The sequence below is a fragment of the Rhodococcus sp. 21391 genome (assembly GCF_016772255.1).
Taxonomy (GTDB): domain Bacteria; phylum Actinomycetota; class Actinomycetes; order Mycobacteriales; family Mycobacteriaceae; genus Rhodococcus_F; species Rhodococcus_F opacus.
The window spans coordinates 1,356,476-1,382,028 of the sequence record NZ_CP063781.1 but is presented as its reverse complement, the minus strand read 5'-3'; the positions used below and the strand labels follow the sequence as shown (position 1 = coordinate 1,382,028).

25 protein-coding genes and 1 pseudogene are annotated in these 25,553 nt (G+C 68.2%); 16 read left to right on the top strand and 10 right to left on the bottom strand.

The window, feature by feature from the left end:
• Positions 1-48: 48 nt before the first annotated feature.
• Both GO592_RS06500 and GO592_RS06495 read right to left on the bottom strand, forming a co-directional pair.
• Entirely contained in the window at positions 49-822 is a 774-nt protein-coding gene (locus tag GO592_RS06500; RefSeq protein WP_007300579.1) for an SWIM zinc finger family protein, read from the bottom strand.
• The gene (locus GO592_RS06495; protein WP_007300578.1) at positions 819-3,650 is read right to left on the bottom strand and encodes a DEAD/DEAH box helicase; all 2,832 of its coding nucleotides are present in this window, start codon (positions 3,648-3,650) and stop codon (positions 819-821) included. Before GO592_RS06495 ends, GO592_RS06500 begins: the two co-directional genes overlap by 4 nt.
• Before the next feature lie 374 nt (positions 3,651-4,024).
• Here GO592_RS06495 and GO592_RS06490 point away from each other — a divergent pair, with 374 nt between their 5' ends.
• The 3 genes from GO592_RS06490 to GO592_RS06480 all read left to right on the top strand — a co-directional run bounded on the left by GO592_RS06490 (position 4,025) and on the right by GO592_RS06480 (position 6,085).
• A complete protein-coding gene (locus GO592_RS06490) occupies positions 4,025-4,927 on the top strand; it encodes an NADP-dependent oxidoreductase (protein WP_007300577.1) in 903 nt (300 codons plus the stop codon).
• Positions 4,928-4,998: 71 nt separating this feature from the next.
• Positions 4,999-5,316 (top strand): hypothetical protein, encoded by a 318-nt coding sequence (locus GO592_RS06485; protein WP_005252838.1) that lies wholly within the window; start codon positions 4,999-5,001, stop codon positions 5,314-5,316.
• Positions 5,317-5,380: 64 nt separating this feature from the next.
• Entirely contained in the window at positions 5,381-6,085 is a 705-nt protein-coding gene (locus tag GO592_RS06480) for an HNH endonuclease family protein (protein ID WP_005566660.1), read from the top strand.
• Positions 6,086-6,105: 20 nt separating this feature from the next.
• Here the strand turns inward: GO592_RS06480 and GO592_RS06475 are convergent, their stop codons facing one another.
• Positions 6,106-7,680 (bottom strand): molybdopterin-dependent oxidoreductase, encoded by a 1,575-nt coding sequence (locus GO592_RS06475; protein ID WP_007300576.1) that lies wholly within the window; start codon positions 7,678-7,680, stop codon positions 6,106-6,108.
• A gap of 85 nt (positions 7,681-7,765) precedes the next feature.
• Between GO592_RS06475 and GO592_RS06470 the strand changes: the two genes are divergently transcribed.
• The 6 genes and pseudogenes from GO592_RS06470 to GO592_RS06445 all read left to right on the top strand — a co-directional run bounded on the left by GO592_RS06470 (position 7,766) and on the right by GO592_RS06445 (position 11,995).
• Positions 7,766-8,581 carry a shikimate 5-dehydrogenase gene (locus GO592_RS06470; protein ID WP_005264949.1) on the top strand — a complete coding sequence of 272 codons (816 nt, stop codon included), beginning with the start codon at positions 7,766-7,768 and terminating at the stop codon, positions 8,579-8,581.
• A 1-nt stretch (position 8,582) separates the two neighbouring features.
• Positions 8,583-9,050, top strand: a complete 468-nt coding sequence (locus tag GO592_RS06465; protein WP_007300575.1) for a DUF6328 family protein — start codon at positions 8,583-8,585, stop codon at positions 9,048-9,050.
• A gap of 129 nt (positions 9,051-9,179) precedes the next feature.
• Positions 9,180-9,314, top strand: a complete 135-nt coding sequence (locus GO592_RS45775) for a hypothetical protein (RefSeq protein ID WP_272943296.1) — start codon at positions 9,180-9,182, stop codon at positions 9,312-9,314.
• Positions 9,311-9,655 (top strand): hydroxyisourate hydrolase, encoded by a 345-nt coding sequence (gene uraH / locus GO592_RS06455; protein WP_007300574.1) that lies wholly within the window; start codon positions 9,311-9,313, stop codon positions 9,653-9,655. The genes GO592_RS45775 and uraH overlap by 4 nt, the downstream gene beginning before the upstream one ends.
• Before the next feature lie 2 nt (positions 9,656-9,657).
• A pseudogene (gene pucL / locus GO592_RS06450) lies at positions 9,658-10,551 on the top strand (factor-independent urate hydroxylase).
• A 10-nt stretch (positions 10,552-10,561) separates the two neighbouring features.
• Complete coding sequence (locus GO592_RS06445; RefSeq protein ID WP_007300573.1) at positions 10,562-11,995, top strand: nucleobase:cation symporter-2 family protein; 1,434 nt, start codon at positions 10,562-10,564, stop codon at positions 11,993-11,995.
• A 45-nt stretch (positions 11,996-12,040) separates the two neighbouring features.
• Here GO592_RS06445 and GO592_RS06440 read toward each other — a convergent pair whose 3' ends face one another.
• The 3 genes from GO592_RS06440 to GO592_RS06430 are packed head-to-tail and all read right to left on the bottom strand — an operon-like array spanning position 12,041 to position 15,022.
• Positions 12,041-13,318 (bottom strand): cation:proton antiporter, encoded by a 1,278-nt coding sequence (locus GO592_RS06440; protein ID WP_007300572.1) that lies wholly within the window; start codon positions 13,316-13,318, stop codon positions 12,041-12,043.
• The gene (locus GO592_RS06435; protein ID WP_007300571.1) at positions 13,315-13,824 is read right to left on the bottom strand and encodes an O-acetyl-ADP-ribose deacetylase; all 510 of its coding nucleotides are present in this window, start codon (positions 13,822-13,824) and stop codon (positions 13,315-13,317) included. The genes GO592_RS06440 and GO592_RS06435 overlap by 4 nt, the downstream gene beginning before the upstream one ends.
• A 7-nt stretch (positions 13,825-13,831) precedes the next feature.
• Positions 13,832-15,022, bottom strand: a complete 1,191-nt coding sequence (locus GO592_RS06430; RefSeq protein ID WP_085990400.1) for a benzoate/H(+) symporter BenE family transporter — start codon at positions 15,020-15,022, stop codon at positions 13,832-13,834.
• A gap of 58 nt (positions 15,023-15,080) precedes the next feature.
• Between GO592_RS06430 and GO592_RS06425 the strand changes: the two genes are divergently transcribed.
• A complete protein-coding gene (locus GO592_RS06425; RefSeq protein ID WP_039952829.1) occupies positions 15,081-15,542 on the top strand; it encodes an acyl-CoA thioesterase in 462 nt (153 codons plus the stop codon).
• A 22-nt stretch (positions 15,543-15,564) separates the two neighbouring features.
• Here GO592_RS06425 and GO592_RS06420 read toward each other — a convergent pair whose 3' ends face one another.
• Positions 15,565-16,593, bottom strand: coding sequence for a phosphotransferase family protein (locus GO592_RS06420; protein WP_039952804.1), 1,029 nt, complete (start codon positions 16,591-16,593; stop codon positions 15,565-15,567).
• 115 nt (positions 16,594-16,708) lie between these two features.
• Here GO592_RS06420 and GO592_RS06415 point away from each other — a divergent pair, with 115 nt between their 5' ends.
• The 6 genes from GO592_RS06415 to GO592_RS06390 all read left to right on the top strand — a co-directional run bounded on the left by GO592_RS06415 (position 16,709) and on the right by GO592_RS06390 (position 22,601).
• Positions 16,709-17,077 (top strand): DoxX family protein, encoded by a 369-nt coding sequence (locus GO592_RS06415; protein ID WP_007300567.1) that lies wholly within the window; start codon positions 16,709-16,711, stop codon positions 17,075-17,077.
• Positions 17,078-17,319: 242 nt separating this feature from the next.
• Positions 17,320-18,417, top strand: coding sequence for a pyruvate dehydrogenase (acetyl-transferring) E1 component subunit alpha (pdhA, locus tag GO592_RS06410; protein WP_007300566.1), 1,098 nt, complete (start codon positions 17,320-17,322; stop codon positions 18,415-18,417).
• Positions 18,414-19,397, top strand: a complete 984-nt coding sequence (locus tag GO592_RS06405; RefSeq protein WP_007300565.1) for an alpha-ketoacid dehydrogenase subunit beta — start codon at positions 18,414-18,416, stop codon at positions 19,395-19,397. Before pdhA ends, GO592_RS06405 begins: the two co-directional genes overlap by 4 nt.
• Before the next feature lie 30 nt (positions 19,398-19,427).
• On the top strand, positions 19,428-20,672 hold the full coding sequence (locus tag GO592_RS06400; protein WP_007300564.1) for a dihydrolipoamide acetyltransferase family protein: 1,245 nt from the start codon (positions 19,428-19,430) through the stop codon (positions 20,670-20,672).
• Positions 20,673-20,733: 61 nt separating this feature from the next.
• Positions 20,734-21,882, top strand: coding sequence for an MFS transporter (locus GO592_RS06395; RefSeq protein WP_007300563.1), 1,149 nt, complete (start codon positions 20,734-20,736; stop codon positions 21,880-21,882).
• A gap of 86 nt (positions 21,883-21,968) precedes the next feature.
• Positions 21,969-22,601 (top strand): hypothetical protein, encoded by a 633-nt coding sequence (locus GO592_RS06390; protein WP_007300562.1) that lies wholly within the window; start codon positions 21,969-21,971, stop codon positions 22,599-22,601.
• A gap of 67 nt (positions 22,602-22,668) precedes the next feature.
• Here GO592_RS06390 and GO592_RS06385 read toward each other — a convergent pair whose 3' ends face one another.
• Genes GO592_RS06385 through GO592_RS06375 form a run of 3 tightly spaced genes read right to left on the bottom strand, consistent with a single transcriptional unit; the run spans position 22,669 to position 25,532 of the window.
• Positions 22,669-24,093, bottom strand: coding sequence for an NAD(P)(+) transhydrogenase (Re/Si-specific) subunit beta (locus GO592_RS06385; protein WP_007300561.1), 1,425 nt, complete (start codon positions 24,091-24,093; stop codon positions 22,669-22,671).
• Positions 24,093-24,419, bottom strand: coding sequence for an NAD(P) transhydrogenase subunit alpha (locus GO592_RS06380; RefSeq protein WP_005262615.1), 327 nt, complete (start codon positions 24,417-24,419; stop codon positions 24,093-24,095). Before GO592_RS06380 ends, GO592_RS06385 begins: the two co-directional genes overlap by 1 nt.
• Positions 24,420-25,532: a Re/Si-specific NAD(P)(+) transhydrogenase subunit alpha gene (locus GO592_RS06375; RefSeq protein WP_007300560.1), complete on the bottom strand. Its 1,113-nt coding sequence runs from the start codon at positions 25,530-25,532 to the stop codon at positions 24,420-24,422. It lies immediately after the preceding gene.
• Positions 25,533-25,553: the final 21 nt, after the last annotated feature.

Sequence of the window (25,553 nt, the reverse complement as noted above, 5' to 3'; positions counted from 1 at the left end):
TCCCGGTCGCGGAACGAGGCGAACTTCCGCGTTCTCATCATCGCACGGTCAGCGGAAGTGCTGGTACAGCGCTTTCAGCTCCCGGATCGCGGCGTCCACCGCGCGCTCGTCCTCGCTGACCGATCGGATCGCCTTCCGCAGCAGCAGCGGGTCGAGGTCGTCGATCGCCGCCCGGAAGTCGGCGTCGGGCAGGTCGGGCAGATGGGACTCGTCACCGAACCAGTCGTCGACGTCCGCGTCGGAGGAGTCGCCGCCGACGCCGTCGATCAGCATGTCCAGGTCGACGCCGCGCAGCGTCAGGATCTCGAGCGGGTTCTCGTCGATGCGTTCGGTGGTGAGGTACGCGACCGCCGCCGCATGCTTGCACGGCCAGCCGTCGTCCGGGCAGGTGCAGTCGTAGCTCAGCGCGGACGCCCCGGCGGGCAGCAGCAGGGGTCCGAGAACCTCCGGAACTCCGCCGCCCGCCAGCATCGCGAGACTGCCGGGTTGCCGACGCACCAGCGCGACGAGTTCCGCGACCTCCGCGTCGTCGAGGCGATCGATCGAGACGGTGGCGACGAACGGCTGGAGCTGACTGCCCTGGACCTCTCCCGTGACCATCCCCCCGGCGATCTCGAGCGAGATCACCTGTCCGCTGCGCGCGTAGCTCCGCCCGCGGCTCATCCGGCCCTTGTCGGCGACGAACTCGATGATGTCGACGAATTCGCGGCCCCACCACGTGCGCCCGAACGATCCGCGCTGCGATCGTGCCTCCAGCCCGCCCGTCACCGGTCGACGCTTGCCGTATTGGCCGAAGTACGGCCCGGGTCGCCGATTCGTCATTCGCCCACCGCCTCGTCGCCGAGCCGCAGCAGTTCACCGAGTTGCTCGGTGCTCATCTCCGTCACCCAGTTCTCGCCCGTCCCGACGGCGAGATCCGCCAGCTCCTGCTTGGTGGCGATCATCGCGTCGATCCGCTCCTCCAGGGTGCCGACGCACACGAGCTTGCGCACCTGCACGTCCCGCCGCTGACCGATCCGGAACGCCCGGTCCGTGGCCTGGTTCTCGACCGCCGGGTTCCACCACCGGTCGAGGTGAACGACGTGATTGGCCGCGGTGAGGTTCAGGCCCGTCCCGCCCGCCTTCAGCGAGAGCATCATGATCGGCGGCCCGTCGTCCGCCTGGAACGAGGCCACCATGTCGTCGCGTTTCTGCTTGGAGACGCCCCCGTGCAGAAACGGCACGGGGGTACCGAAACGCTCCGCGAGGTACGGGGTCACGAGGTCGCCGAATTCCCGGAACTGGGTGAACAGCAACGCCTTCTCGCCGTCCGCGACCACCGAGTCCAGGATGTCTTCGACGAGCCCCAGCTTGCCGGAGCGGTGCTGTCCGCGCCGCATCACCGCCGACCCGTCGCGCAGGAAGTGTGCCGGGTGGTTGCACACCTGCTTGAGTTTCGTCAGGGCGGCGAGGACGGCCCCCTTGCGCTTCATCCCCTTCTTGTCCTTGATCTGCGCCATCATGTCGTCGACCACCGCCCGGTACAGCGCGGCCTGCTCGGCAGTGAGGTTGGCACGGACCGTCATCTCGAACTTGTCCGGGAGGTCGGCGATGACCGCGGGATCGGTCTTGAGGCGGCGCAGTACGAACGGCGACGTGACGGCGCGGAGCCGGGCGACGGCCGCCTCGTCCTGCTCCCGCTCGATCGGCACCACGAAGCGCTTGCGGAACATCGCCTCCGAGCCAAGGATGCCCGAGTTCGCGAAGTCGAGGATCGAGCGCAGTTCGTCGAGCCGGTTCTCGACCGGAGTGCCCGTCAGCGCGACGCGGTGCGCCGCCGGAATGCTCCGCGCCGCCCGCGCCTGGGACGTCTTCGCGTTCTTGATGTGCTGCGCCTCGTCCAGCACGACACGCCGCCAGTCCTGCTCCTTCAGGTGCGCGACGTCGCGGGCCAGCAGCGCGTACGTGGTGATCACCAGATCGCTCTGCGTCACGGCGGCGGTGAAGTCCTCACCGCTCAGCCGCTGCGGACCGTGGTGGACGAGCACCCGCAGCGAGGGAACGAAGCGTGCCGCCTCGCGCTGCCAGTTGCCGACCACCGACATCGGGCACACCAGCATCGTGGGTGTCGCGGCGTTCTCGTGTGCCAGCAGTGCGAGCAACTGCAGTGTCTTGCCGAGACCCATGTCGTCGGCGAGGACGGCGCCGAGGCCGAGGCGGCTCATGAAGACCAGCCAGTCGAGTCCCCGCTTCTGATACGGGCGCAGCGTCGCGTCCAACCCGTCCGGGGTCGGCACTTCCTGCGGCTTCGTGTCGCCGTCCAGCAACGCGGCCGCCCAGCCGGTGGCCGTGACCTCCTCGACGGGAAGGTCGGAGAGATCGTCCGCGATCAGGTCCTTCAGCAGGTCCACGATGGCCCGGTCGCCGCTCGCGTGCCGCTCCGCCACGTACCGCGCGGCACGGGAGAGCACCTCCTGATCCGCCCGCACCCACTCGCCGCGCAACCGCACGAGATCACTCTTCGAGTTGACCAGTCGATTCATCTCCGCGGCGGTGAGCACCGTGTCGCCGAGTGCCAGTTCCCAGTTGTACTGCACCAACTGGTCTTTGCCGACGGCCCGGTTCTCCGCGCTCGCCGGAGTGCTCGGCGAGCTCACCCTCAGGCGCATCGACGGCGACGCCACACTCCACGCCCGCGGCAGCAGCAGGCTGATGCCCTTCTCCTTCAACGCCACCGCACCGTGTCCGACGAGGTCGATGACCACGGCGGTGGGCAACATCAGGTCCAGGCTGTCGGGATCACTGGGGACGTCCTGCAGTCGCGGGTAGGCGGCCACGGCCTCCGTCAGCTTGCGCACCCCGATCTGCAGGCGACTCGCCTCCGTGTGATGCAACGGAATCGGCACCGGCGCTTCGCCTTCCGGACGAAGACAGACCTCCAGTCGCCACAGCACCGTGTCCGGATCCCAGTCCCCCTCCACGTCAACGTCTTCCGGCTCGAGGAGCCGCAGCACCAGTTCGGGTTCGTCCACCTTGAGGCTGTCGCGCCACCCGTCCAGCGAACCCGACAGCTGGGCGGTGCCCTCGTCGAACTGGTCGCCGCGCAGCAGCGCTTCGATCAGCGGATGATCCCCGTCGGTGGCGGAATCGTCCGGATGCCGGCGTTCGAGGACACGGCGGGCGACGGGGTCGGTCAGCTCGGTGACCATGTCGTCGAGCACAGCGCGGGGGGTCGTGCCGTGACGCTGGACCGGCGGCATCGCGACGGCCAGCTCCGTGAGCCACGCACGCTGCCGCTCACCGCCGAGCAGCCGCCAGCGCGGCCACCAGCCGCCCTCCGCGCGGTGCACCTCGGGCACCACCCGGCCGGCGCGTGCCCACCGCTCGACACCGCGGGCGACGTGGGCGAGGTAGCGCAGATCCCCGGCGACCCGGGGGTCGCGGGCCGACACCGACAGCAGGAACTCCGTCGCGTCCGGCGGTGCGAGCGCCACCGCGGCCCACTCGAGCATCTCCGGCCCCGACGGCGTCGGCATCGGCACCTTCACGTGATGCCGGAACTTCCGTGCCAGCACCCGCCCGACCGCATCCGTCGGCTCCTCGGCGGCCGGATTCCGGTCCTCCACCCACAGCATGAGACCCGAACCCGGTGTCCAGAGGCCGTGCAGCATGCACCCATCCAAGCAGGTGCGACCGACAGCGCGTGAAGTCCCTGCTCGTGGCATGTAACCCTCGACCATATTCCACCGATGAACGAGTTGGCGGCCGTCCACGCCGGTAACTCACCGGGATCGCTGCCGTACGTGATCGCAGTGATCGGAGGAAGACAAAATGGACATGGAACAGATCTTGGAAGTCCTCGTTCAGCTCATCCAGGTTCTCGGACCGTTGATGGGTGGCGGCGGAGGCGGCGGAGGCACAGGTTCCCTGGGCGGCCTGTTCGGCTCCTGAGTTCTCACGACGGAGGCCCGCCGACTCCACGTCGGCGGGCCTCCGTCGTGCCCGAATTCCGACCCCGGTTCGTGATAGGACTGTGGGCGTGAGCATGGCATACGGCTTCAGCGAGTACGGCGGCCCCGAGACGCAGCAGTTCTTCGACGTCCCCGTTCCCTCCCCCGGCCCCGGACAGTTGCTGGTCGCCGTCCACGCGGCCGGCGTGAACCCCGCCGATTGGAAGGTGCGGGCGGGAACGCGCAAGGACACCGTCCCCGTCACCCTTCCCGCAGTTCTCGGCCGGGAGGTCGCCGGTGTGGTCGCGGATGTCGGGCCCCGGGCGACCGGCTTCGCGGTCGGCGATCCCGTGTTCGGCGCGACCGCCACCGGCTTCGGCGGCTACACCGAGTACACCCTGGTCAACACGGCCTCTGCGGCGCACAAGCCCGAGCCGGTCTCGTTCGCCGACGCGGCCACGCTCCCCGTCGCGGCGGGAACCGCGTACGACGCGCTGACCACCCTGGATCTGGCGCCCGGCAGCCGGTTGCTCGTCGTTGGCGCGGGCGGCGGTGTGGGGGTGGTGGCGCTGCAGTTGGCCGCGGCGTGGGACGTCACCGTGATCGGAGTCGCGAGCGAGAGCAAGCGAGAGATCGTCGAATCGCTCGGTGCCACCTGGGTGGCGTCCGGAGACGGACTGGCCGCACGCATACCCGGCCCGGTCGACGCCGTCTTCGACCTCGTCGGGGGTGACGCGCTCGCCGAGGCGGCGCGGGTGGTCGCGGATCCGGCGGCGATCCTCAGCACCGGCGATCCGCTCGCCGCGCGGGATCTCGGCGGCTCGGGGGTGGAACGGCGCCGAACGTCCGCGGTGTTCGCGGAGCTGGCCGCGCTGGTGGCCGACGGGACCCTCGATCCGCGGGTCGCTCACCGATTCCCGTTCGCGCACGCCGGTGACGCTCTCGCGATGGTCGAGTCCGGTCACACGAGCGGCAAGGTCGTGATCGAGTTCGGTTAGCAGGTCTGGCTTTCACCGGTTCCGAGGTAGATGCTGGAGAGACGTAGCTGCCGGACACTCGGGAGTCGGTCATGAGCATCCTGATCCAGGTTCTCGAACAGGGGTACGCGCTCACCACTCCGTGGGAGCAACGGAAGTACGCCTTCGTCGATGCCACGCACATCGTCACGATTCGACTGGACGGACAGTCGGGTGTGTGGCTCGACGGGATGAAACACGGTGAGGCACACAGGCTTGCGGTTACCCCCACCCCCAGCGAGGCGATCTTCTTCCTCCTCCGCACCCTCGATCTGCTCGCGGAATGCCGGCAGAGCGGCGGTTCCTGGGTGATCGGCCACGATGGCACGCACCTGTCGTCGATCGCCGCGGTGCGCCTCCCCTTCACTTGACGTGTCGGGGGCCCGGTGCATACTCCCGGTGGTAGGGGGAGATGGGTCGAGCGCCGGGGGACGCATGAGACTTCTGTACGTGGCCGCGTGGCTGGTGGCGATCCTGACGGTCTGCGGTTGCGGGGTGTCGCTTCTCGACCTCAGCGGCCCCGGCCCGGCACCGGGCAGTCCGCCCCGCGCACACATCGAGGAGTTGCTCGGCCGGGTCGCGACGGTCGAGTCCCGTCCGCACCCCGGCGGATATCAGCGCGGGTGTTCCGGCAAGGAGTTGTGCGTCTTCGGCCCGGCCTGGACCGACGACCAGGACGCCGCCGCCGGCCACGACGGGTGCGACACCCGCAACAACGTTCTCGCGCTCGATCTCCGCTCGGTGGCGTTCCGCGACGGCACCCGCGGCTGCGTGGTGCTGAGCGGGGTCCTCGCCGATCCGTATTCCGGCGAGGTGCTCCAATTCGACCGAGCCGACGCGAAAGCCGTTCAGATCGACCACGTCTACCCCTTGGCGGCGGCGTGGGACATGGGCGCGTCGACGTGGTCGCCCGAGCGTCGGCTGCGGTTCGCCAACGACGTCACGTTCAACCTGCTGGCCGTCAACGGTGCGGACAATCAGGACAAGGGCGACCGGACCCCGCAGGACTGGCTTCCGCCGAATCCGGCGTACCACTGCTTCTACGCGGGCAAGTACCTGTCGGTGGCGGTGGAGTACGGGCTTCCGGTGACGCTGGCGGACCGCGACGCGCTCGCCGAGGTGGCGGAGCGGTGTCCGTGAGCACCTCAGAAGGCGGTGCTTCAGGACACGGTGAAGGAACGCGTGTGCCAGCCGGTGGCGCCACCCGGGATCGGCGGCGTCCGCTCCTCTACCTGAACGTTGCCCTCCAGATCCGTGGCCCGCACCTGGAGGGTGTGCAGTCCGGATGTGGCCTGCCACTCCCAGGTCCATTGCCGCCAGGTGTCGATGGTGTACTGCGGGGCGAGGGTCGCGGTCTGCCATTCGCCGTTGTCGACCCGCACCTCCACCTTCTCGATGCCGCGGTGCTGTGCCCAGGCGGTTCCGGCGACGAGAATCGGCCCCGGCGCGGTGGGCGTGAACGATGCGGGCACGTCGATCCGGGACGCGGTCTTGATCGGACCTTTCGCGGACCATCCGCGCTTCGTCCAGTAGGCCTCCGCCTTGTCGAAGCGTGTGAGTTCCCAATCCACCACCCATTTGGTGGCCGACACGTAGCCGTAGAGACCGGGGACCACCTGCCGCACCGGATAACCGTGTTCGAACGGCAACGGCTCACCGTTCATCTCCACCGCGAGGATCGCGTCGCGTCCGTCCCGCAAGGCCTCGACCGGGGTGCCCGCCGTGAAGTCGTCGCTACTCGTGGACAGCAGCATGTCGGCGTCGGGGTGCACCCCGGCCTCGTCGAGGATGTCTTTGATCGGGTAGCCGATCCACGTGGCGTTGCCGGCGAGGTTTCCGCCGACCTCGTTGGACACGCACGTCAGCGTGACCACCCGTTCCACGGGCGTCCTCGCGACCAGGTCGTCCCACGTCAGCGTGACCTCGCGGTCCACCATGCCGTGGATGCGCAGTTTCCAGTCGTCCGTCGTCAACCGTGGGACCCGTAGTGCGGTGTCGATCCGGTAGAACTCCTCGTTCGACGTGACGAACGGGGTGGCGCCCGGCACGTCGATGTCGGTGCCCGGAGCGATCGGGGCCGCCCGGTCCGTCACCTCGGGAACGGCGAAGGCGCTACGGTTGTCCAGAGCTCCCGCGGCTTGCTGCCCGAGGTACCGGCCGGCGGCTCCCGCGGCCGCGGCGGTCGCGGCGGCGGCCGCGGCCAGCAGAAGAAAAGTTCGGCGCGGCAACCACGAATCCTCGGCGTCCGAGTGCTCGGGTGCCCGCGCGGCGGCCGTCAGCACCCGCAGAACCGCGATGCCGGCGACGACCCCCACCACGGTCGGCAGCGCACACATCCACGTGGCGCTGGGGCGCTGGGTCGAGGCGTAGATTCCCACCAGCCCGAGAGCCGCCAGGATCGCGCTGCCGAACGGGGCGCGGGGACGCTCGACGATGCCCGCGATCGCGGCAAGGAGCACGATGAGGATCGTCATGCCGACGAACAGGGCGGGTTTGTCGTTGGTTCCGAACGTGTCGATCGCGAACTCGCGAGCCCAGGCGGGACTGCGGTCCACCGTCGTCGATCCGACCGCATAGAACGGCGACGAGTTCGGGTCGATCAGCACCGACAGCAGTTCGCCCACCCCGAGCACGATGCCGGCGGCGATCACTCCGGCGAGCGCGCGGGAGAGCAGGTGCCGCCGTCTCCGGGGCGTCCGCGCCGCCTCGTGCCGGTCACCGATCGTCGTCGTCATCGCAGCCCTGCTCCTTTGTCGTCGTCACCGTGTATTCGGAGCTGAGAACGCGCACGGATGGGAGCCCACTACTAGTATTTACCGGATGAACCAGCTCGACAAAGACACTCTTCTCTGCATCTCGCTCTCCGGCCGACCGAGCAACATCGGCACCCGGTTTCACAATTATCTGTACGGCGAGCTGGGCCTCAATTTCGTCTACAAAGCGTTCACCACCAACGACCTCCAGGCTGCGGTCGGCGGCATCCGCGCGCTGGGGATCCGCGGTGCCGGTGTCTCCATGCCGTTCAAGGAGCGGATCATCGAGTACGTCGACGTGATGCACGAATCGGCGTCGGTCATCGAATCCGTCAACACGGTGGTCAACGAGGACGGGGTGTTGCACGCCTACAACACCGACTACCAGGCCATCGCGAACCTGTTGCGCGACAACGCATTGCACCACTCGCTGTCCGTGGCGGTGGCCGGGAGCGGCGGAATGGCCAAAGCTGTGGTCGCCGCCGTGCGCGACTACGGCTTCACCGACGTCACCGTGGTCGCCCGCAACGAGACGACGGGCGGCGCCCTCGCGAAGCAGTACGGATTCGACTGGCAACCCGAACTCGGCGCGGCACGGCCGGGGCTCCTGATCAACGCCACCCCCGTCGGCATGGCGGGCGGTCCCGAAGCCGAAGATCTGGCGTTCGAACTCGACGCGATCGACGCGGCGGAGGCCGTGTTCGACGTGGTTGCCATGCCCGCCGCGACGCCGCTGATCCGTGCCGCGGCCGAACGCCACAAGACCGTCATCACCGGCGCCGAGGTGATCGCGCTGCAAGCCGCGGAACAGTTCGTGCTCTACACCGGCGTCCGCCCGTCCCCCGAAGAGATCCGCCGGGCCTCCGAGTACTCACGGTCGTGAGGTGAGCACCGCCGAGACACCCGCGCAACGGCTCGCACGCAACTTCAGCGAGCTCCTTCAGGAACTCCGTGTCGCGCAGGCGGGCGTGCAGATCCTGTTCGCCTTCCTCCTCGCGGTCGCCTTCACCGAGGCGTACGAGGAGCAGCCGTTCGGCCTGCGCATGCTCCATCTCGTCACGGTGCTCCTGGCAACGGTGTCCTCGGCCCTGCTCATCGCCCCGGCGGTCTGGCACCGGGTGCTGTTCCGCCAGGGCCGCCGGGTCGACATCCTGCGCAGGGCCAACCTGTTCGCACTGTGGGGTGTCGGATTTCTCGCCGCAGCCATGACCGGCACCGTGCTCCTGATTGCCGAAGTGGCAGTGGGCGGTCCGGTCGCGATCGTGATCGGCGTGGTGGCCGCGCTGATGTTCGCGACGCTGTGGTTCGTGTTTCCCCGCCTGTTCGATCACGATGCGGGCGGCAAAGACTAGGGACCCGCAATTCGGCGCGACTGTGTTTATATGCTGTTGTTCTACAACAGCTTTCACACGTCATGACTCCAGCACGCCACGGATCGCACTCGCATCCGAATCTGGATCAATTCAATTTTGGGTCTTGACATGAATTGTGACCCCTGTCACGACACCGCACTCGACAGCCGGCTACTCAACAGCGAGGCCAGCGAATTAGCCGTTGTCGCAGAGGAACTGCGCGACATCGCCGCACGTCGTCTCGCCGGGATGCTGGACGCATGAGCGAGATCAGCCAGGTCACCACCCACGTGCTGGATGCGGCCGAAGGCATGCCCGCGCGGGAAGTGCCGGTATCGCTGACGGTCCAGCGCGACTCCGCATGGATCACCGTGGCCGACGCCGTCACCGACGACGACGGACGCGTCACAACCCTGGGCCCCGCCCGACTCGATCCGGGCACCTACCGGATCGTCTTCGACACCAGACGCTACTTCGCCGCGAAGGGCCGTCCGGCGTTCCACCCCGACATCACCATCACGTTCGCTCTGACCGACAGCGAACAGCACTACCACGTACCAGTCCTTCTCAGCCCGTTCGCATACTCGACCTACCGAGGGAGCTAATCATGAGCAAGATCGTGCTCGGCCAGAACCAGTACGGCAAGGCAGAAGTCCGGTTGGTCAAGATCACGCGGGACACGAAGCGACACGAGATCGAAGACGTCACCGTGACGTCGCAACTGCGCGGCGACCTCGACGCGGTGCACACCGAAGGCGACAACGCGCACGTCGTGGCCACGGACACCCAGTAGAACACGGTGTACGCGTTCGCCCGCGACGGCGTCGGCCCGATCGAGACGTTCGCCATGCGACTCGGTCAGCACTTCACCGGGGAATTCGAGTGGATCACCGGCGGCCGATGGGAGATCGAGCAGTACTCGTGGGCACGGATCCCGGTCGACGGCGAGGGCCACGACCATTCCTTCGTCCGATCGAGCGACGAACGGCGAAACACCGTGGTCACCATCGACGGCGACCGGACATGGATCGTGTCCGGGCTCAGCAACATGGTGGTGCTGAAGTCGACGGGCTCGGAGTTCCGGGGCTACCCGAAGGACAAGTACACCACCCTGCAGGAAACGTCCGACCGGATCCTCGCGACGTCGGTGAGCGCCCGGTGGCGGTACCTCACCACCGACGTCGACTTCGACAAGACCTTCGAGAACGTGCGGGCAGTCATGCTGGAGGCGTTCGCCACGACGCACTCGCTCGCGCTGTAGCAGTCCCTGTTCCAGATGGGTTCGGCGGTGCTCGAGGCGCACCCCGAGATCGCCGAGGTGAAGTTCTCGATGCCGAACAAACACCACTTCCTCGTCGACCTGGAACCGTTCGGACTCGAGAACCCCGGCGAGGTGTTCTTCGCGGCCGACCGCCCCTACGGGTTGATCGACGCGACCGTCGAGCGCGAGGACGCTCCCGACGCCGGCTGCGCCTGGGATTCCGTTCCCGGATTCTGCTAGGAGCGCGGCGATGAAACGGATCGGACACCGGGTTGCCGGAACTCCCGGACCCGAGAACGAGCGGTTGCCACTCGGAAAGTCGTACGTCTACGGGTTGCAGCACATCCTGACGATGTACGGCGGCGTGATCGCGCCCCCCCTGATCGTCGGCGGCGCCGCCGGTCTGACCGGCGTCGAGATCGGGCTGCTCGTGTCGGCGGCATTGTTCGTCAGCGGCGCGGCCACACTGCTGCAGACCCTCGGCGTCCCCTATCTCGGGGCAAAACTTCCCCTGGTGCAGGGCATTTCCTTCGCCTCGGTGTCCACCATGGTGGCGGTGGCCAGCGGTCCGGGCGGACTGCGATCAGTGTTCGGAGCCATCATGGTCGCCGGCGTGATCGGCCTGTTGATCAGCCCGTTCTTTTGCAGGATCGTGCGCTACTTCCCGCCCGTCGTCACCGGGTCGATCATCACGGTCATCGGCATCTCCCTCCTGCCGGTCGCGGTGCGCTGGGCGATGGGCGGCAACGCCAAGGCCCCGGACTGGGGGTCGATGTCCAACATCGGGCTCGCCGGATTCAGCCTGTTCGTCGTGTTGCTGGTGAGCCGGCTGGTCCAGGGAACCCTGTCGCGGCTGTCCATCCTGATCGGCATCGTCGTGGGAACCCTGTTCGCCGCACTGATCGGCAAGGCCGACTTCGGCGCCGTCGGGAAGGGCGCGATCTTCGAACTGCCGCAGGTGTTCTCGTTCGGCACTCCCCTGTTCCAGATCGGCGCGATCATCTCGATGACCGTGGTGATCCTCGTGATCATGACCGAGACGACGGCCGACATCCTCGCGGTCGGCGAGATCGTGGAAACGAAGGTCGATGCTCGCCGGGTCGGCGACGGTCTCCGCGCCGACATGCTCGCCACCACCGTGGCACCGGTGTTCGGCACGTTCCCGGCCAGCGCGTTTGCTCAGAACGTCGGGCTCGTCGCGATCACCGGGATCAAGAGCCGATACGTTGTCGCGGTCGGCGGTTCGGTTCTGTTCGCTCTCGGACTGTTCCCCGTCCTGGGCCGGCTGGTGGCCTCCGTGCCGCTGCCCGTCCTCGGCGGTGCGGGGATCGTCCTCTTCGGTTCGGTGGCCGCGAGCGGAATCCGGACCCTGTCCAAGGTGTCGTACGACGGCAACCTCAACCTGGTGATCGTCGCGGTGGCCCTCGGATTCGGTGTGATACCGATCGCGGTGCCCGAGTTCTACTCGGTCTTCCCGGAATGGGTGCACATCGTCTTCGACTCGGGAATCAGCGCGGCCAGCATCGTCGCGGTGCTGCTCAACATCCTGTTCAACGAGATCAAGGCCGGCAACCGGCCCACTCCCTCGGTGGTCTCGGCGGCGCCGCCCGTCCTCGTCCACCCAGCCGAGGACTCGGAGCACCCGGCAGACACGGCGCGCACCTCCGCCGTGCGCAATGAGTAAACAGCCGGAACAGGCCACCCCTGGTCGAGCGGTGCAGTCGCGACGCTATCGGTCCGCGACTGCACCGCCTTCCCTGCGAAGATCGAGCAGGCGCATCACCCGCGTCGCACTCACCCCGTGGACGAGGACGGAGAGGACGACGGTGAAGGCCACCGTCGACCACAACCACTTCTCGTCGTCCACGCCGGCTTCCGCAGCGGCGTAGGCGAGATAGTAGATCGACCCGATTCCGCGAACCCCGAAGAATGCGGTGACCCGGCGCTCGGGGCCGGACATCTCCTCGCAGCCCAGCAGCGAAAGCCATCCCACCACCGGCCGGATGACGAACACGAGGGCTGCCGCGACGAGAACCCCGCCCCACGTCAGTCCGGTCAGCAGACCGGAACTGAGTGCCACCCCCAGCAGGAGCAGGACGGCGAGGGTGAGCACGTGTTCCAGTTGTTCGATCAGGCTGTGCATCTCGGCGTGGTAGTCGTGGGCCCGCTCCGTCCGACGAATGGCGACGGCGCAGGCGAAGACGGCGAGAAAGCCGTATCCCCCGGCCAGTTCGGTGAGTCCGTAGACGGCGAACGTGGCGGCGAGCGCGAAGATGGGTTCGCTGCGTTCGGCCAGGCGCATGTGTGTGATCGGGAAGCGGAAGACCGCGCGGCCGAACAAATCACCGGCAATCCACCCCAGGGCTGCGCCGATGACGACCTTTCCGATCAGTTCCCAGGCCGCCCACTGCACGATCCATTGCTCGATCGGCCCTTTGCCGATCATGAACAGCGCCAGATACACGAACGGGAAGGCGAGAGCGTCGTTGAGCCCGGCCTCCGAGGTGAGCGCGAACCGGACCTCGTCGTCCTCCTGATGGGACTCGCCGCCCGACGTGGGACCTTCGACCTGCACGTCGGACGCCAGAACCGGGTCGGTGGGCGCGAGGACTGCCCCGAGCAGGATCGCGACGGCGGGGGTCAATGCCGCCACCCACCAGCCGAGCAGCGCGACAGCTGCGATACCGAGAGGCATCGCGATCAGCAGCAGACGCCACGTCGAATTCCACGTGCGCCAGCCCAGTGGTCTGTCGATCGCCAGTCCCACGCCCATCAAGGCGACGATGACGCAGGTTTCGCTCAAGTGTTCCGTCACGGCGGGATGCAGTGCCGGCGACAGGGTGTCCGTTCCCGACTCGCCGAGAAGCAGGCCGCCCCCCGCTCCGACCGCCAGGACGATCAGCGGCGCCGAGACGGCACGGTCCTGGAACAGGCGCGGAACGGTGGCGGCCAGCAGAAGAGCCAGTCCTGCCGTCAGATACGCGAGATCGGTGTTCAGCGCCGTCACCCCACCTCGCCGCGCAGCAGCGACGCCATCCGTGCGTCGAACGCCACGAACAGCACCCGGGGAATTCCGGCGTCCGACTCACGGACGGCACCGACCGCCTGCCGGACGGCGTCGTCCGCGGGCCAGCCGTACACCCCGGACGAGATCAGCGGGAACGCAACGGACAGGGCACCGAGGTCGGATGCCACCGCCAGGCTGGTGATGTAGGCGCTGCGCAGGGTGGCCGACCGATCGTCCGTAGCGGAATACACGGGGCCGACGGTGTGAATCACCCATCGGGCCGGCAACCGGCCCGCCGTCGTCGCGACCGCCTGTCCCGCCGGGAGTCCATCCTGGAACGTGGTGGCCCGCAGGTGCCTGCATTCGGCGAGGATCTCGGGTCCGCCGGCCCGGTGGATGGCGCCGTCCACTCCACCACCCCCGAGCAGTCCGGAGTTGGCGGCGTTGACGATCGCGTCGACCTCGACCGTCGTGATGTCACCGTGCACTACCTCGATGGTGGTCATCACCCCATTATCGCCGCGAACTCACCGCGACCCGCACGATCAATCCGGCGACCAGCGCCCAGAACGCGGACCCGATGCCGAGGATGCTCACCCCCGACGCGGCGATCAGGAAGGTGACGACGGCGCCTTCCCGTTCGCGGACGTCGTCGAGGGCGGAGGCCAGTGCCCCGCCGAGGGTGCCGAGGAGGGCGAGGCCGGCGACCGCCTCCACGACGCCCTCGGGGGCCGCGGCGATGAGCGTGGCCACCGCTGCGGAACACGCGGCGAGCACCAGGTAGGCCCAGCCTGCCGTGAAGGCCGCGACCCAGCGCTTCCTGGGATCGGGATGTGCGGACGGCGCGGCGGCGAGGGCGGCGCTGATGGCGGCGAGGTTGATGGCGTGACCGCCCGCGGGCGCGCCCACCAGGGTCCCGACACCGGTCACCAGCATGGCCGGCCGCCACGGCACCCGGTAGCCGAAGGAATTCATGACGGCGGTCCCGGGGATGTTCTGGGACGCCATCGTCACGATGTACAGCGGGATCGCGATCCCGATCGTCGCCTGCCACGTCCACGCCGGTGCCGTGACGTCGAGTCTCGGCAGGAGCGCGCTGGTGTCCAGTCCGTCGCTGCCGGAGGCGAGACCGATCGCGATCACCACTGCGGCAGCCGCGAACGCCGCCGGCACCGCCCACCGCGGCGAGTGCCGCTGCAGAACCAGCCACACGAGAACCACGGGCGCGACGGCCAGCGGTGCGTCACGCAGCGCCAGTACCGGCGCCAGGCACAGCGGCAGCAGCACCCCCGCGAGCATCGCCTGCGCCAACGCCGGAGGGATGGCCGCGATGAGCCGTCCCAGCCGCGGCCACAGCCCAGTGAGAATCACCGCCGCCCCCACGACGACGAACGCCCCGACCGCGGCGGGCCAGCCGCCGCTCACCGTCCCCGCGCCGGCGAGGAGAGCGGCGCCCGGCGTCGACCACGCCAGCGTGATCGGCATGCGGTAGTGCCGCGACATCCACAACATGCCGAGCGCCTGCGTCACACACAGCGCCAGCAGTCCCGACGCGGCCTCGGTGGAATTCGCGCCCACCGCCGTCAGTCCGGTGAGTACGACCGCGAACGAACTGGTGAAGCCCACCAGGGCGGTGACGATTCCGGCGCTGATCGGCTGGGCCGCGGAATCGGGTGAACGCACATCGCTGTCGGGCACAGACATAGGACGCGATTCTGCCCGACGGGTGGTCCCGGCGATCCGTGGCATTAGGGTCGGCACGGTGAAACACGACGACGCCCCCGCCCTGCCGACCGCCGCCGACTTCCCCGCCCTGTGGCCGGTGCCGACCCGCTGGGAGGACAACGACCACTACGGGCACGTCAACAACGTCACGTACTACTCGTACTTCGACACGGCCGTCAACGGCTGGCTGATCGCGACGACGGGCACCGACATCCGCGATCTGCCCGCCATCGGTGTGGTCGCCGAGACGTCCTGCAAGTACGTCAGCGAACTCACCTTCCCGGACCGTCTGCAGGTGGGGTTGTCCATCGAGAAGCTGGGCACCCGGAGCATCGTGTATGCGCTCGCGATCTTCCGCGAGAACGACGACGCGCTCGAACTCGCAGCTCTCGGCCGCTTCGTGCACGTGTACGTGGACGCGAAGATCCGCAGGCCGGTGCCGATTCCTGCCGAAATCCGGAGCGCTGCAACCCTTCTGGTGACACCGGACGCCGTCTGAACGTCCGGCACCACCAGGGGGATCAGCGCAGTCCCTCGGCCTCCGCCGTGGCCACCGCCCGGGCGATGATGCCGTCGATCAGCGCGACCGTGGGCGCACCGGTCTCGGCCTTGTTCCGGGGGTCGTCGATCACCCGGCGCAGGACGCCTTCGGCGATGATCGCCAGCTTCCACAACGCCAGAACGTGCCAGTACCCCACCTGAGTGACATCGCGTTTCGTGTTGTGGACGTAGGCCTCCACGAGTTCGGCCCGGGTGGGGAAACCCTCCAGAGTGGAGGCGGGGAACGGTCCGGCGTCCGCGTCGCCCGCCTCGGGCCAGTAGGCCAGCAACGCGCCGACGTCGGCGAGGGGGTCGCCCAGCGTGCACAGTTCCCAGTCGACCACCGCGACCACCTCACCCTCCTCGGGCGAGGTGATGACGTTGCTCAGGTGAAAATCACCGTGCACCAACGACAGTTCGGTCTGCTCCGGCATGTTGCGCTCGAGTATGCCCGCCAGGTCCTCGATCGCCGGGACGTCACGGGTACGGGACTTCTCCCACTGATCCCTCCAGCGCTTCAACTGCCGTGCCGCGTAAGGCTTGTGGCTGGCCAGATCCTCCAGCCCGGCATCTTTGAGATCAACCGCATGGATCTTTGCGAGAGCCTTCGGCATCGCCAGCCCGACGGCATTCCTCTGCTCGGGTGTCAGCTTCTTCGCCACACCGACATTGTCGATCACCACCCCTGCGACATAGCTCATCAGCACGAGCGGCGCGTCCGTGACCTCCGGATCGTCGGTGAGCCCGAGGATCTTCGGCACCGGAACGTCGGATCCCTGGAGAGAGGACAGAATCCGGTGTTCGCGGACCACGTCGTGCGCCGACGCGAGCAGATGTCCGAGCGGTGGCCGCCGCAACACCCACCGACCACCACCCGCGTCACTGACCGCGTACGTGAGATTCGACTGACCGTTCCCGATCCTCTCGAAGCTCAGCGGCGCGATCGCTCCCACACCGAGTCCGGCAATCCACGCAGAAACGGCATCTTCGTTCAGCCCCACAGCATTCACGCGCTCGATGCTAACCGCTCGGAAGCCCGATGCGGAGGGAACCGGTCCGCGCCGCAGGTCGCGGCCCTAGGGTGGCAACAGTGAGGCCGATTCGGCCGGAACTGGAGGGACCGACGTGGAAGTTTTCCTCATCGTGTGCGGCGTGCTCCTCGCCGTGAGTGCCGTCGCCGTGAGCATTCCCAAGCTGAGACTGAAGGGAACCGCGTGGACGGGGTTGCAATCCCGGGGCCTGAGCAGGCAACAGGTCCGGCTGATCGGCGTGGCGGAACTCGCCGGCGGTGTCGGTGTTCTCGCCGGCCTCTACTGGACACTACTGGGAGTGATCTCGACGGTGGCGCTGCTGATTCTCCTCCTGTGCGCAATCGCCTTTCACGTCCGACACGGTGACTACGGCAACCCCGACACCCGGGCCGTCGCAATGCCCGCGGTCTACCTCGCGATGCTGGCCGTCCTCGCCTCGATCGGGTTCGTGTTCGCGGGGTGATCCGGGGTTCTCGGACCCTTGCAGCAACAACCTGGCGTCGGTGATGTCCGATTGGTCATTAGACGCAGCATGACACCCTTGCCACCCCGAAAACTGGGCATTCTGCTCGACGTCAGCGGTGCCACTTGCGCACTTCGCGTTCTCGTGGATGCTGTGAAGTAGGACACACACTTGCCCTACCGCAGTACCCGTCTCCTACGGACCCACAAGGTTCACGGACTCGACAACACGAGGTGACCCCGATGGTCGACAAGATTGCCTATCCGGTCCAGCTCATCCAGCCGGACGGCCGACGGGTCTTCAGACCCGACTACACGAGCCTGGTCCGCGACATCGGACCCGATCAACTGCGCGGCCTCTACGAAGACCTCGTGGTCGTGCGTCGGATGGATGTCGAAGCGGTCGCGCTGCAACGCCAGGGCGAACTGGGACTCTGGGCTCCCCTGCTCGGGCAGGAAGCCGCACAGGTCGGCTCCGCCCGCGCCCTCCGCCCCGACGACTACGCGTTCATCAGCTACCGCGAACACGCCGTCGCCTACTGCCGGGGTGTGGACCCGGGGGTGATGACCCGCATGTGGCGGGGATGCGCCCATTCCGCGTGGGATCCGAGTTCCGTGAACGTGACGAATCCCGCGATCGTCGTCGGCTCCCAGGGGCTGCACGCCACCGGGTACGCCATGGGCGCCCACCTGGACGGCGCGGAGATCGCGACGATCGCCTACTTCGGCGACGGCGCCACCAGTCAGGGCGACCTCGCCGAGGCCCTCGGCTTCTCGATGAGCTTCAACGCGCCGGTCGTATTCTTCTGCCAGAACAACCAGTTCGCGATCAGCGAACCGGTCCACCTGCAGAGTCCCGTCCCCATCGCGCAGCGCGCCGCCGGTTACGGCATGCCCGCCCTCCGGGTGGACGGCAACGACGTCCTCGCGGTCCTCGCGGTCACCCGCCAAGCCACTCAGCGGGCGCGCGAAGGCAGTGGGCCGACGTTCATCGAGGCCGTCACGTACCGGATGGGCCCCCACACCACGTCGGACGATCCCACCCGGTATCGGGCGGCGGCCGAGACCGAGGTCTGGAAGGCCCGCGACCCGATCGACCGGATGAGGCGCCTCCTCGACCGGGAAGGCCTGCTCGACGACACGTTCCTCGCCGGGGCGCAGGCCACCGCCGACGACGTCGCGGCGCGACTGCGGTCCGGGACCATCGATGCGCCCGATCCCCAGCCGCTCGATCTGTTCGAGCACGTGTATTCCACCGACCACCCACTCATCGAGGAGGAACGCGAGCAGTACGCCGCGTACCTCGCGGGCTTCGCCGGCATCGAGGAGGCACTGTCATGACCACCACCACGCTCTCGCTCGGCGCCGCACTCAACGCGGGCCTCCGACGCGCCCTCGAACACGACCGCAAGGTCGTGATCATGGGTGAGGACGTCGGACGCCTCGGCGGTGTCTTCCGCGTCACCGACACCCTGCAGAAGGATTTCGGCGACAACCGGGTCATCGACACCCCACTCGCCGAGTCCGGCATCATCGGCGCCGCGTTCGGCATGGCCCTGCGCGGTTACCGGCCCGTCTGCGAGATCCAGTTCGACGGCTTCGTCTACCCCGCGTTCGACCAGATCGTGTCCCAGGTGGCCAAGATTCACTACCGCACACAGGGCCGGGTCACCGCGCCCCTCACGATCCGGATCCCGTACGGCGGCGGCATCGGTGCGGTCGAGCACCATTCGGAGTCGCCGGAGGCATACTTCGCCCACACCGCCGGACTGCGCGTCGTCACACCCAGCAACCCGGCGGACGCCTTCCACATGATCCAGCAGTCCGTCGCGGCGGACGACCCGGTGGTGTTCTTCGAACCGAAGCGGCGGTACTGGGACAAGGCCGAATTCGACGTGGACGCCGAACCGGACCTGCCGCTGCATCGGGCCCGGGTGACCCGGGAGGGCACGGACGCCACCATCGTCGCGTACGGCTCCGTCGTGCCGACGGCCCTGTCGGCCGCGTCCATCGCCGCCGACGAGGGGCACTCCCTCGAGGTGATCGACCTGCGCTCCCTGTCGCCGATCGACTTCGACACCATCGAGGAGTCGGTACGCAAGACCGGAAGACTCGTCGTCGCGCACGAGGCGCCGACGTTCCTCGGCCTGGGCGCGGAGATCGCCGCCCGCATTTCCGAGCGGTGCTTCTACCAGCTGGACGCGCCCGTCCTGAGGGTCGGCGGATTCGACGTTCCGTATCCCCCGGCGAAGCTGGAACTGCACCATCTGCCGGACGCCGACCGCCTGCTCGACGCGGTCGATCGCAGCCTCGCGGCCTGATCGCACCCATCGGAGGAGAGGAGCCGTCCGTTGGCGCAAGAATTCCGCCTACCCGATCTCGGTGAGGGCCTGACGGAGGCCGAACTGGTCTCCTGGGCCGTCGAGGTGGGCCAGACGATCGAACTCAATCAGGTGATCGGAGAAGTCGAGACGGCGAAGGCGCTCGTCGAGTTGCCTTCGCCGTACGCGGGTGTCGTGGAGGAATTGCTGGTTTCGGCCGGTGCGACCGTGCCGGTCGGGACGCCGATCATCCGGATCGCGACGGATGCGGCCACCGAGGAACCTCCCACGCGCACGCCCGTTCTGGTGGGATACGGGCCCGAGGCCGCTGCCGAGAGCAAACGGGCCCGGCGGAAGCTGGTGACCGCTCCGGAAACCGGCACGTCCGGCCCGGACCGTCGGCGCCCCGACGCCTCGCCGGCAGCCCGGGTCGCCGCACGTGAACTCGGAGTCGACCTCGCCGTCGTCGCGGGGACGGGGCCGTCCGGTGCCGTCACCCGGACTGACGTGGAATCCCATGCGGGTTCGGTCGGGCAGGCGGTGCCGTCGACACCGGACTCGCCGGAGCCGTCGGAGCGCGAGACCCGCACCCCGATCCGCAGCATCCGGAAGCAGACCGCGGCGGCAATGGTCCGCAGCGCGTTCACCGCCCCGCACGTCACCGAATTCGTGACCGTCGACGTGACCCGGTCGGTGGAACTGCTCGAGCGCCTGCGGGACCTCCCCGCATTCGACGGATTGTCGGTGACACCGCTGAGTCTGGTGGCGAAGGCGATGATCGTCGCGTTGCGGGAGAACCCCAGCCTCAACGCGTCGTGGGACGAGGAGAACCAGGAGATCGTCACCAAGCACTACGTCAATCTCGGCATCGCCGCGGCCACACCCCGCGGTCTGGTCATCCCGAACATCAAGGAGGCGCAGTCGCTGAGTCTGCTCGAACTGTGCCGCGCGATCACCGAACTGACCGCGACCGCGCGCAGCGGCAGAGCCGAACCCGCGCAGCTCACCGGCGGGACGGTGTCGATCACCAACGTCGGAGTGTTCGGTGTCGACGCGGGCACGCCGATCCTCAACCCCGGCGAATCGGCCATCCTGTGCCTGGGCAGCGTCACCAGGCGACCGTGGGTGCACGAGGACGATCTCGCGGTGCGGTGGGTCACCACCCTGAGCGTGTCGTTCGATCACCGAGTGGTCGACGGCGAGCAGGGGTCGAGGTTCCTGTCGTCCGTCGCGGCGATGCTGCACGATCCCGCCTCACTGCTCGCGCACCTCTGATCCTCGGTACGTTTGGTCGGTGAGTACCTCCCGAGCGTCCGCGGTCGACACCCGCGCACCAGTGGACGAGCCGCTCCGCCGGGCTCGTGCGGGAACGTTCGGAATCTTCGGGATCAACGGGTTCCTGCTCGGCATGTGGGTCGTGCACATTCCGGCGATCGAGGATCGGACCGGTATCAGCCACTCCACGCTGGGTTCGCTGCTGCTCCTGCTGGCGGTCGGTGCGATCGGCGGCATGCAGGTCAGCGGTCCGCTGGCCGACCGATTCGGCAGCAGGCGGATGGTGATCATCGCCGGACTCGTACTGTCGGCCGCCACCGTGGGTCCCGGGCTGGCCTCCGCGGCCTGGCAACTCGGGCTCGCCCTGCTCGTGTTCGGCTTCGCGAACGGCGCACTGGACGTGTCGATGAACTCGCAGGCCGTCGAAGTCGAGCAGCGGTACGGGCGTCCGATCATGTCGGCGTTCCACGCCCTGTTCTCCGTGGGCGGGGTGGCAGGATCGCTGCTCGGGGCCGCGACGCTCGCCGCCGGATGGGCACCCGTGACGGCGCTGCTGGTCGCCGGCGGTGTCGGGGTCGTCACCGTCGCCGCGGGCTCGCGGTGGCTGATGGCCGACCGTCCCCGCTCTCGGCACGACACCGCTCCCGCCGAGAAGGCACAGGGCCGGCTGTCCACGCGGGTCCTCGCACTCGGTGGCATCGCCTTCGTCCTCATGCTGTCGGAAGGGGTCGCGAACGACTGGAGCACCCTGCAGGTCAAGGAGCACCTCGGAACGTCCGATTCCGTCGCCGCCCTCGCGTTCGGAGCGTTCTCGGTGATGATGACGGTGGGCCGGTTCACCGCGGATCGCGTGAGCGGCGCGCTCGGTCCCGTCGCCGTCGTCCGCTACGGCACCCTGATCGCGGCCGTCGGAATGCTGCTCGTCGTCGTCTCGGGACTGCTCCCGCTCACCGTCCTGGGCTGGGCGCTGTTCGGCCTGGGATTGTCGGGCTGCGTGCCGCAGATCTTCACCGCCGCGGGCAACCTCGGCGCGGGTTCCGCGGGCACCAACATGTCCCGTGTGGTCGGGCTGGGGTACGTCGGATTCCTCGCCGGCCCGGCCACCATCGGCTGGATCACCCAGGTGGTTCCGCTGACCGTCGCGATGGTGGTGCCGCTGACCTGCGTGCTGGTGGCTGCCACGTTCGCGGGGGCGGTCCGGCGCACCTGACACGTTCGCCGCACGGACAGGACCGTTCACCGACCTCACAGCGGCCTCTCATCGATCGTTCAGCGTCGGTTGGCACACTGTGTGGCGTGACCGAATCGACTAGCAGGCTGCGTCGCAGTGTTCGTCGCCTCGCCTTCGCCGCGGCGGGTGTGGTGGCACTGTGCGCGCTCTACCTCATCCGCCCCGAATCGTCGGGTCTCGTCCTCCCGGAGGCACTCCGACCCGTCGCCGAACCTGTGATCCAGGCGATCGACGTCACCACGGTGCTCGCAGCGACCGTGGTCCTCGCCATCGTCGCGGCGATGCGAAAACTTTCGTACGGCATGGGTGCGGTACTGCTGCTGTGTATCGGCGCGAACCTCACCAGTGCCGCAGTCCGGGCGTGGGAATCGGATGCGCCGTCGGTGCTCCTTCCGAGCGGGCACGTCGTCGCCGTCACCGCGCTGTACGGTTCGGCGCTGCTGGTGTCGGCACCGCGGTTCCGGCCCGTCATCGCGGGCCTGGGTTTCGCCGTCGTCCTCGGTGTCGCGGGGGCCGCCGCGCTGGTCGAACCCGTCGGCATCTTCGGCCTCGCGGCCGGCCTGATCATCTTGGCGATCTGGTGGACACTGGCGTCCACCCTGATGCTCTACTCCCCCGTGGCCGCCGAGCGTGAAGAGCGACGGCCCGACACGGCGGCTATCGCCTTCTCCCGGCACCGCGGCAGTCTGCGCCTCTGAGGCACTTCGCGCCCGTGCGCCTTTCTGGTAGTTGGCGCTACCACAAAGGCGCACGGGCCCGGAGGGCCTACAGGGCCTTGAGTTCCTCGGTGACCTCGGCGACCGACTTCTTCGCGTCCCCGAACAGCATGGAGGTGGTGTCGGCGAAGAACAGCGGGTTGTCGATGCCGGCGAACCCGGAGTTCATCGACCGCTTCAGCACGATCACCGACCTCGACTGATCCACATTCAGGATCGGCATCCCGTGGATCGGCGACGACGGATCGTTGCGGGCGGCGGGGTTGGTGACATCGTTCGCACCGATCACCAGGGTGACATCGGTGCGGGCGAACTCGTCGTTGATGTCGTCCATTTCCTTCATCGCGTCGTACTCGACGTCGGCCTCGGCGAGCAGCACGTTCATGTGCCCGGGCATCCGGCCCGCCACCGGGTGGATGGCGTACTTGACCTCGACGCCCTTCGACTCGAGCAGCTTGGCCATGTCCTTGACCGCGTGCTGGGCCTGCGCGACGGCCAACCCGTAGCCGGGGACCACGATCACCTGGTTGGCGTACGCCATCTGGATCGCCGCATCCGCCGCCGAGGTGGACTTCGCCGTCTTCACGGTCCCGTCCCCGACCGCCGCCGCGACACCGCCGCCACCGAACCCGCCGGCCACGATCGCCGGGATGGACCGGTTCATCGCCTTCGCCATCAGGTTCGTCAGGATCGAACCCGACGCACCGACGATCATGCCGGCCACGATCATCGCCTGATTGTTCAAAGCCAGACCGGCGGCCGCGGCGGACAACCCGGTCAACGCGTTCAGCAGCGAGATGACGACGGGCATGTCGGCGCCGCCGATCGGCAGCACCACCATCAACCCGAGCACCGCCGCCAGCACCAGCACACCCACGATCCACCACTGCGACGTGGGTCCGGTCGGCTCGATCGCCTTGATCCCGATGATCACCGCCAATGCGACGGCCCCGATCAGCAGCACCGCATTGAGCGGCTGCTGCAGCTTGCCGATGCCGATCGGCCGGCCCGGCAGGGTTTCCTGCAGCTTGAGGAACGCGATCACCGACCCCCAGAAGGAGATCGACCCGATGATCGCCGCGAACAGCGACGCGATGACGATGTGCACCGTCGGCGACTCACCGTGCTGGAAGGCGGTGAACCCGTCCGAGTCCAGGAACTCGGCGTACGCGATCAGCGCGACCGTGCCGCCACCGACACCGTTGAACAGGGCCACCAGCTGCGGCATCGCGGTCATCTTCGTCCGCAACGCCGGCGGCACACCTAGGATCACACCGATCACCAGACCGGCGACGATCAGTACCCAGTTGGAGGTGTCCCGGATCGCGATCAACGTCGCGACCACCGCGACGCCCATGCCGACCGCGGCGATCTGGTTACCGCGGACCGCGGTCTTCGGGCCGGTCAGGCCCATCAGACCGTAGATGAACATCGCGAACGCCACGATGTACAGAACGTTGACGAGGTATTCCATTACCGGTCCCCACCCTTCTCAGCAGCAGCAGGGGCGGTGGGCTTGGACTTGAACATCGCCAGCATCCGGTCGGTGACCACGAAACCACCGACCACGTTGATCGTTCCGAACACCAGGGCGACGAACAGGATCACCTGCAGACCCCACGGCGGGTTGTCGACCTTGCCCAACACCACCAGCGCGCCGAGGACGACGATGCCGTGAATGGCGTTCGTGCCCGACATCAACGGGGTATGCAACGTGTTCGGGACCTTCGAGATCACCGCGAACCCCACGAACCCGGACAACACCAGGATCGCGATGTTCGCCAACAATTCGGTATACATCTAGGACACACCCTCCTCACGGGTGACGCAGGACGCGGCGAGGACCTCGTCCGAGAAATCCGGGGCGAGCGCCCCGTCGACGAGCATCAACTCGAGCAAAGCGGAGATGTTCTTCGAGTACAGCTCCGAGGCGTGCTCGGGCATGGTGGCGGGCAGGTTCAGCGGCGAGCAGATCGTCACCCCGTGCTTGACCACGGTCTGACCGGGCTCGGTGAGCTCACAGTTACCACCGGTCTCCCCGGCCAGGTCGACCACCACGGAGCCGGGCTTCATGCCCTCCACCGCGGCCGCGGTCACCAACCGGGGGGCCGGACGGCCCGGCACCAGCGCGGTGGTGATGACCACGTCGAAGCCCTTGATCGCGTCCTCGAGCGCCTGCTGCTGCTGCGCCCGCTCCGCCTCGGTCAGCTCGCGGGCGTACCCGCCCTCACCGGCGGCGTCGATCCCCAGATCCAGCCACTGCGCACCGACCGAGCGGACCTGGTCGGCGACCTCCGGGCGCACGTCGTAGCCGGTGGCCCGGCCACCGAGACGCTTCGCCGTCGCCAACGCCTGCAGACCGGCGACCCCGACACCGAGCACCAGCACCGTCGCCGGCTTGACGGTGCCGGCGGCGGTGGTGAGCATCGGGAAGAACCGGGTCGACTCCGACGCCGCGAGCAGCACCGACTTGTACCCGGACACGTTCGCCTGCGACGACAGCGCGTCCATCACCTGGGCGCGGGAAATCCGCGGGATCGCCTCGACCGCGAACGCCTGCACTCCGGCAGACTTCAGCGCGGCGACCTGATTGTCCTGGTTGCGGGGGGCGAGGAACCCGATCAGGGTCTGCCCGGCATGCAACCGGCCCACTTCCTCGTCCGACGGCGGCGCGACCTTCACGACCACGTCCGCCGACCACGGGTCGGCGATCTTCGCCCCCACCTCGGTGTACAACTCGTCCGGGATCAGCGCGCCCAAACCGGCACCCGACTCGACCACCACGTCGACGCCCTTGGCGATCAACGACGCCACGATCTTCGGCACCAACGCCACCCGACGCTCACCGTCGTTCGATTCCCGAACGACGCCGACCGTCGGGCGCGCAGTGGACGCGCTCTGCGATGTATCCATGTATCGACTTCCTGCGGTAGA

Bases quoted from the DNA above. Each gene is read 5' to 3' on its own strand.
- GO592_RS06445 (WP_007300573.1), top strand. From the start codon at position 10,562: ATGAAACGGATCGGACACCGGGTTGCCGGAACTCCCGGACCCGAGAAC.
- GO592_RS06495 (WP_007300578.1), bottom strand. From the start codon at position 3,650: ATGCTGCACGGCCTCTGGACACCGGGTTCGGGTCTCATGCTGTGGGTG.
- GO592_RS06405 (WP_007300565.1), top strand. From the start codon at position 18,414: ATGACCACCACCACGCTCTCGCTCGGCGCCGCACTCAACGCGGGCCTC.
- GO592_RS06435 (WP_007300571.1), bottom strand. From the start codon at position 13,824: ATGACCACCATCGAGGTAGTGCACGGTGACATCACGACGGTCGAGGTC.
- GO592_RS06385 (WP_007300561.1), bottom strand. From the start codon at position 24,093: ATGGAATACCTCGTCAACGTTCTGTACATCGTGGCGTTCGCGATGTTC.
- GO592_RS06375 (WP_007300560.1), bottom strand. From the start codon at position 25,532: ATGGATACATCGCAGAGCGCGTCCACTGCGCGCCCGACGGTCGGCGTC.
- GO592_RS06480 (WP_005566660.1), top strand. From the start codon at position 5,381: ATGAGACTTCTGTACGTGGCCGCGTGGCTGGTGGCGATCCTGACGGTC.
- GO592_RS06490 (WP_007300577.1), top strand. From the start codon at position 4,025: ATGGCATACGGCTTCAGCGAGTACGGCGGCCCCGAGACGCAGCAGTTC.
- GO592_RS06470 (WP_005264949.1), top strand. From the start codon at position 7,766: ATGAACCAGCTCGACAAAGACACTCTTCTCTGCATCTCGCTCTCCGGC.
- GO592_RS06380 (WP_005262615.1), bottom strand. From the start codon at position 24,419: ATGTATACCGAATTGTTGGCGAACATCGCGATCCTGGTGTTGTCCGGG.
- uraH (WP_007300574.1), top strand. From the start codon at position 9,311: ATGAGCGAGATCAGCCAGGTCACCACCCACGTGCTGGATGCGGCCGAA.
- GO592_RS45775 (WP_272943296.1), top strand. From the start codon at position 9,180: ATGAATTGTGACCCCTGTCACGACACCGCACTCGACAGCCGGCTACTC.
- GO592_RS06500 (WP_007300579.1), bottom strand. From the start codon at position 822: ATGACGAATCGGCGACCCGGGCCGTACTTCGGCCAATACGGCAAGCGT.
- GO592_RS06485 (WP_005252838.1), top strand. From the start codon at position 4,999: ATGAGCATCCTGATCCAGGTTCTCGAACAGGGGTACGCGCTCACCACT.
- pdhA (WP_007300566.1), top strand. From the start codon at position 17,320: ATGGTCGACAAGATTGCCTATCCGGTCCAGCTCATCCAGCCGGACGGC.
- GO592_RS06430 (WP_085990400.1), bottom strand. From the start codon at position 15,022: ATGTCTGTGCCCGACAGCGATGTGCGTTCACCCGATTCCGCGGCCCAG.
- GO592_RS06475 (WP_007300576.1), bottom strand. From the start codon at position 7,680: ATGACGACGACGATCGGTGACCGGCACGAGGCGGCGCGGACGCCCCGG.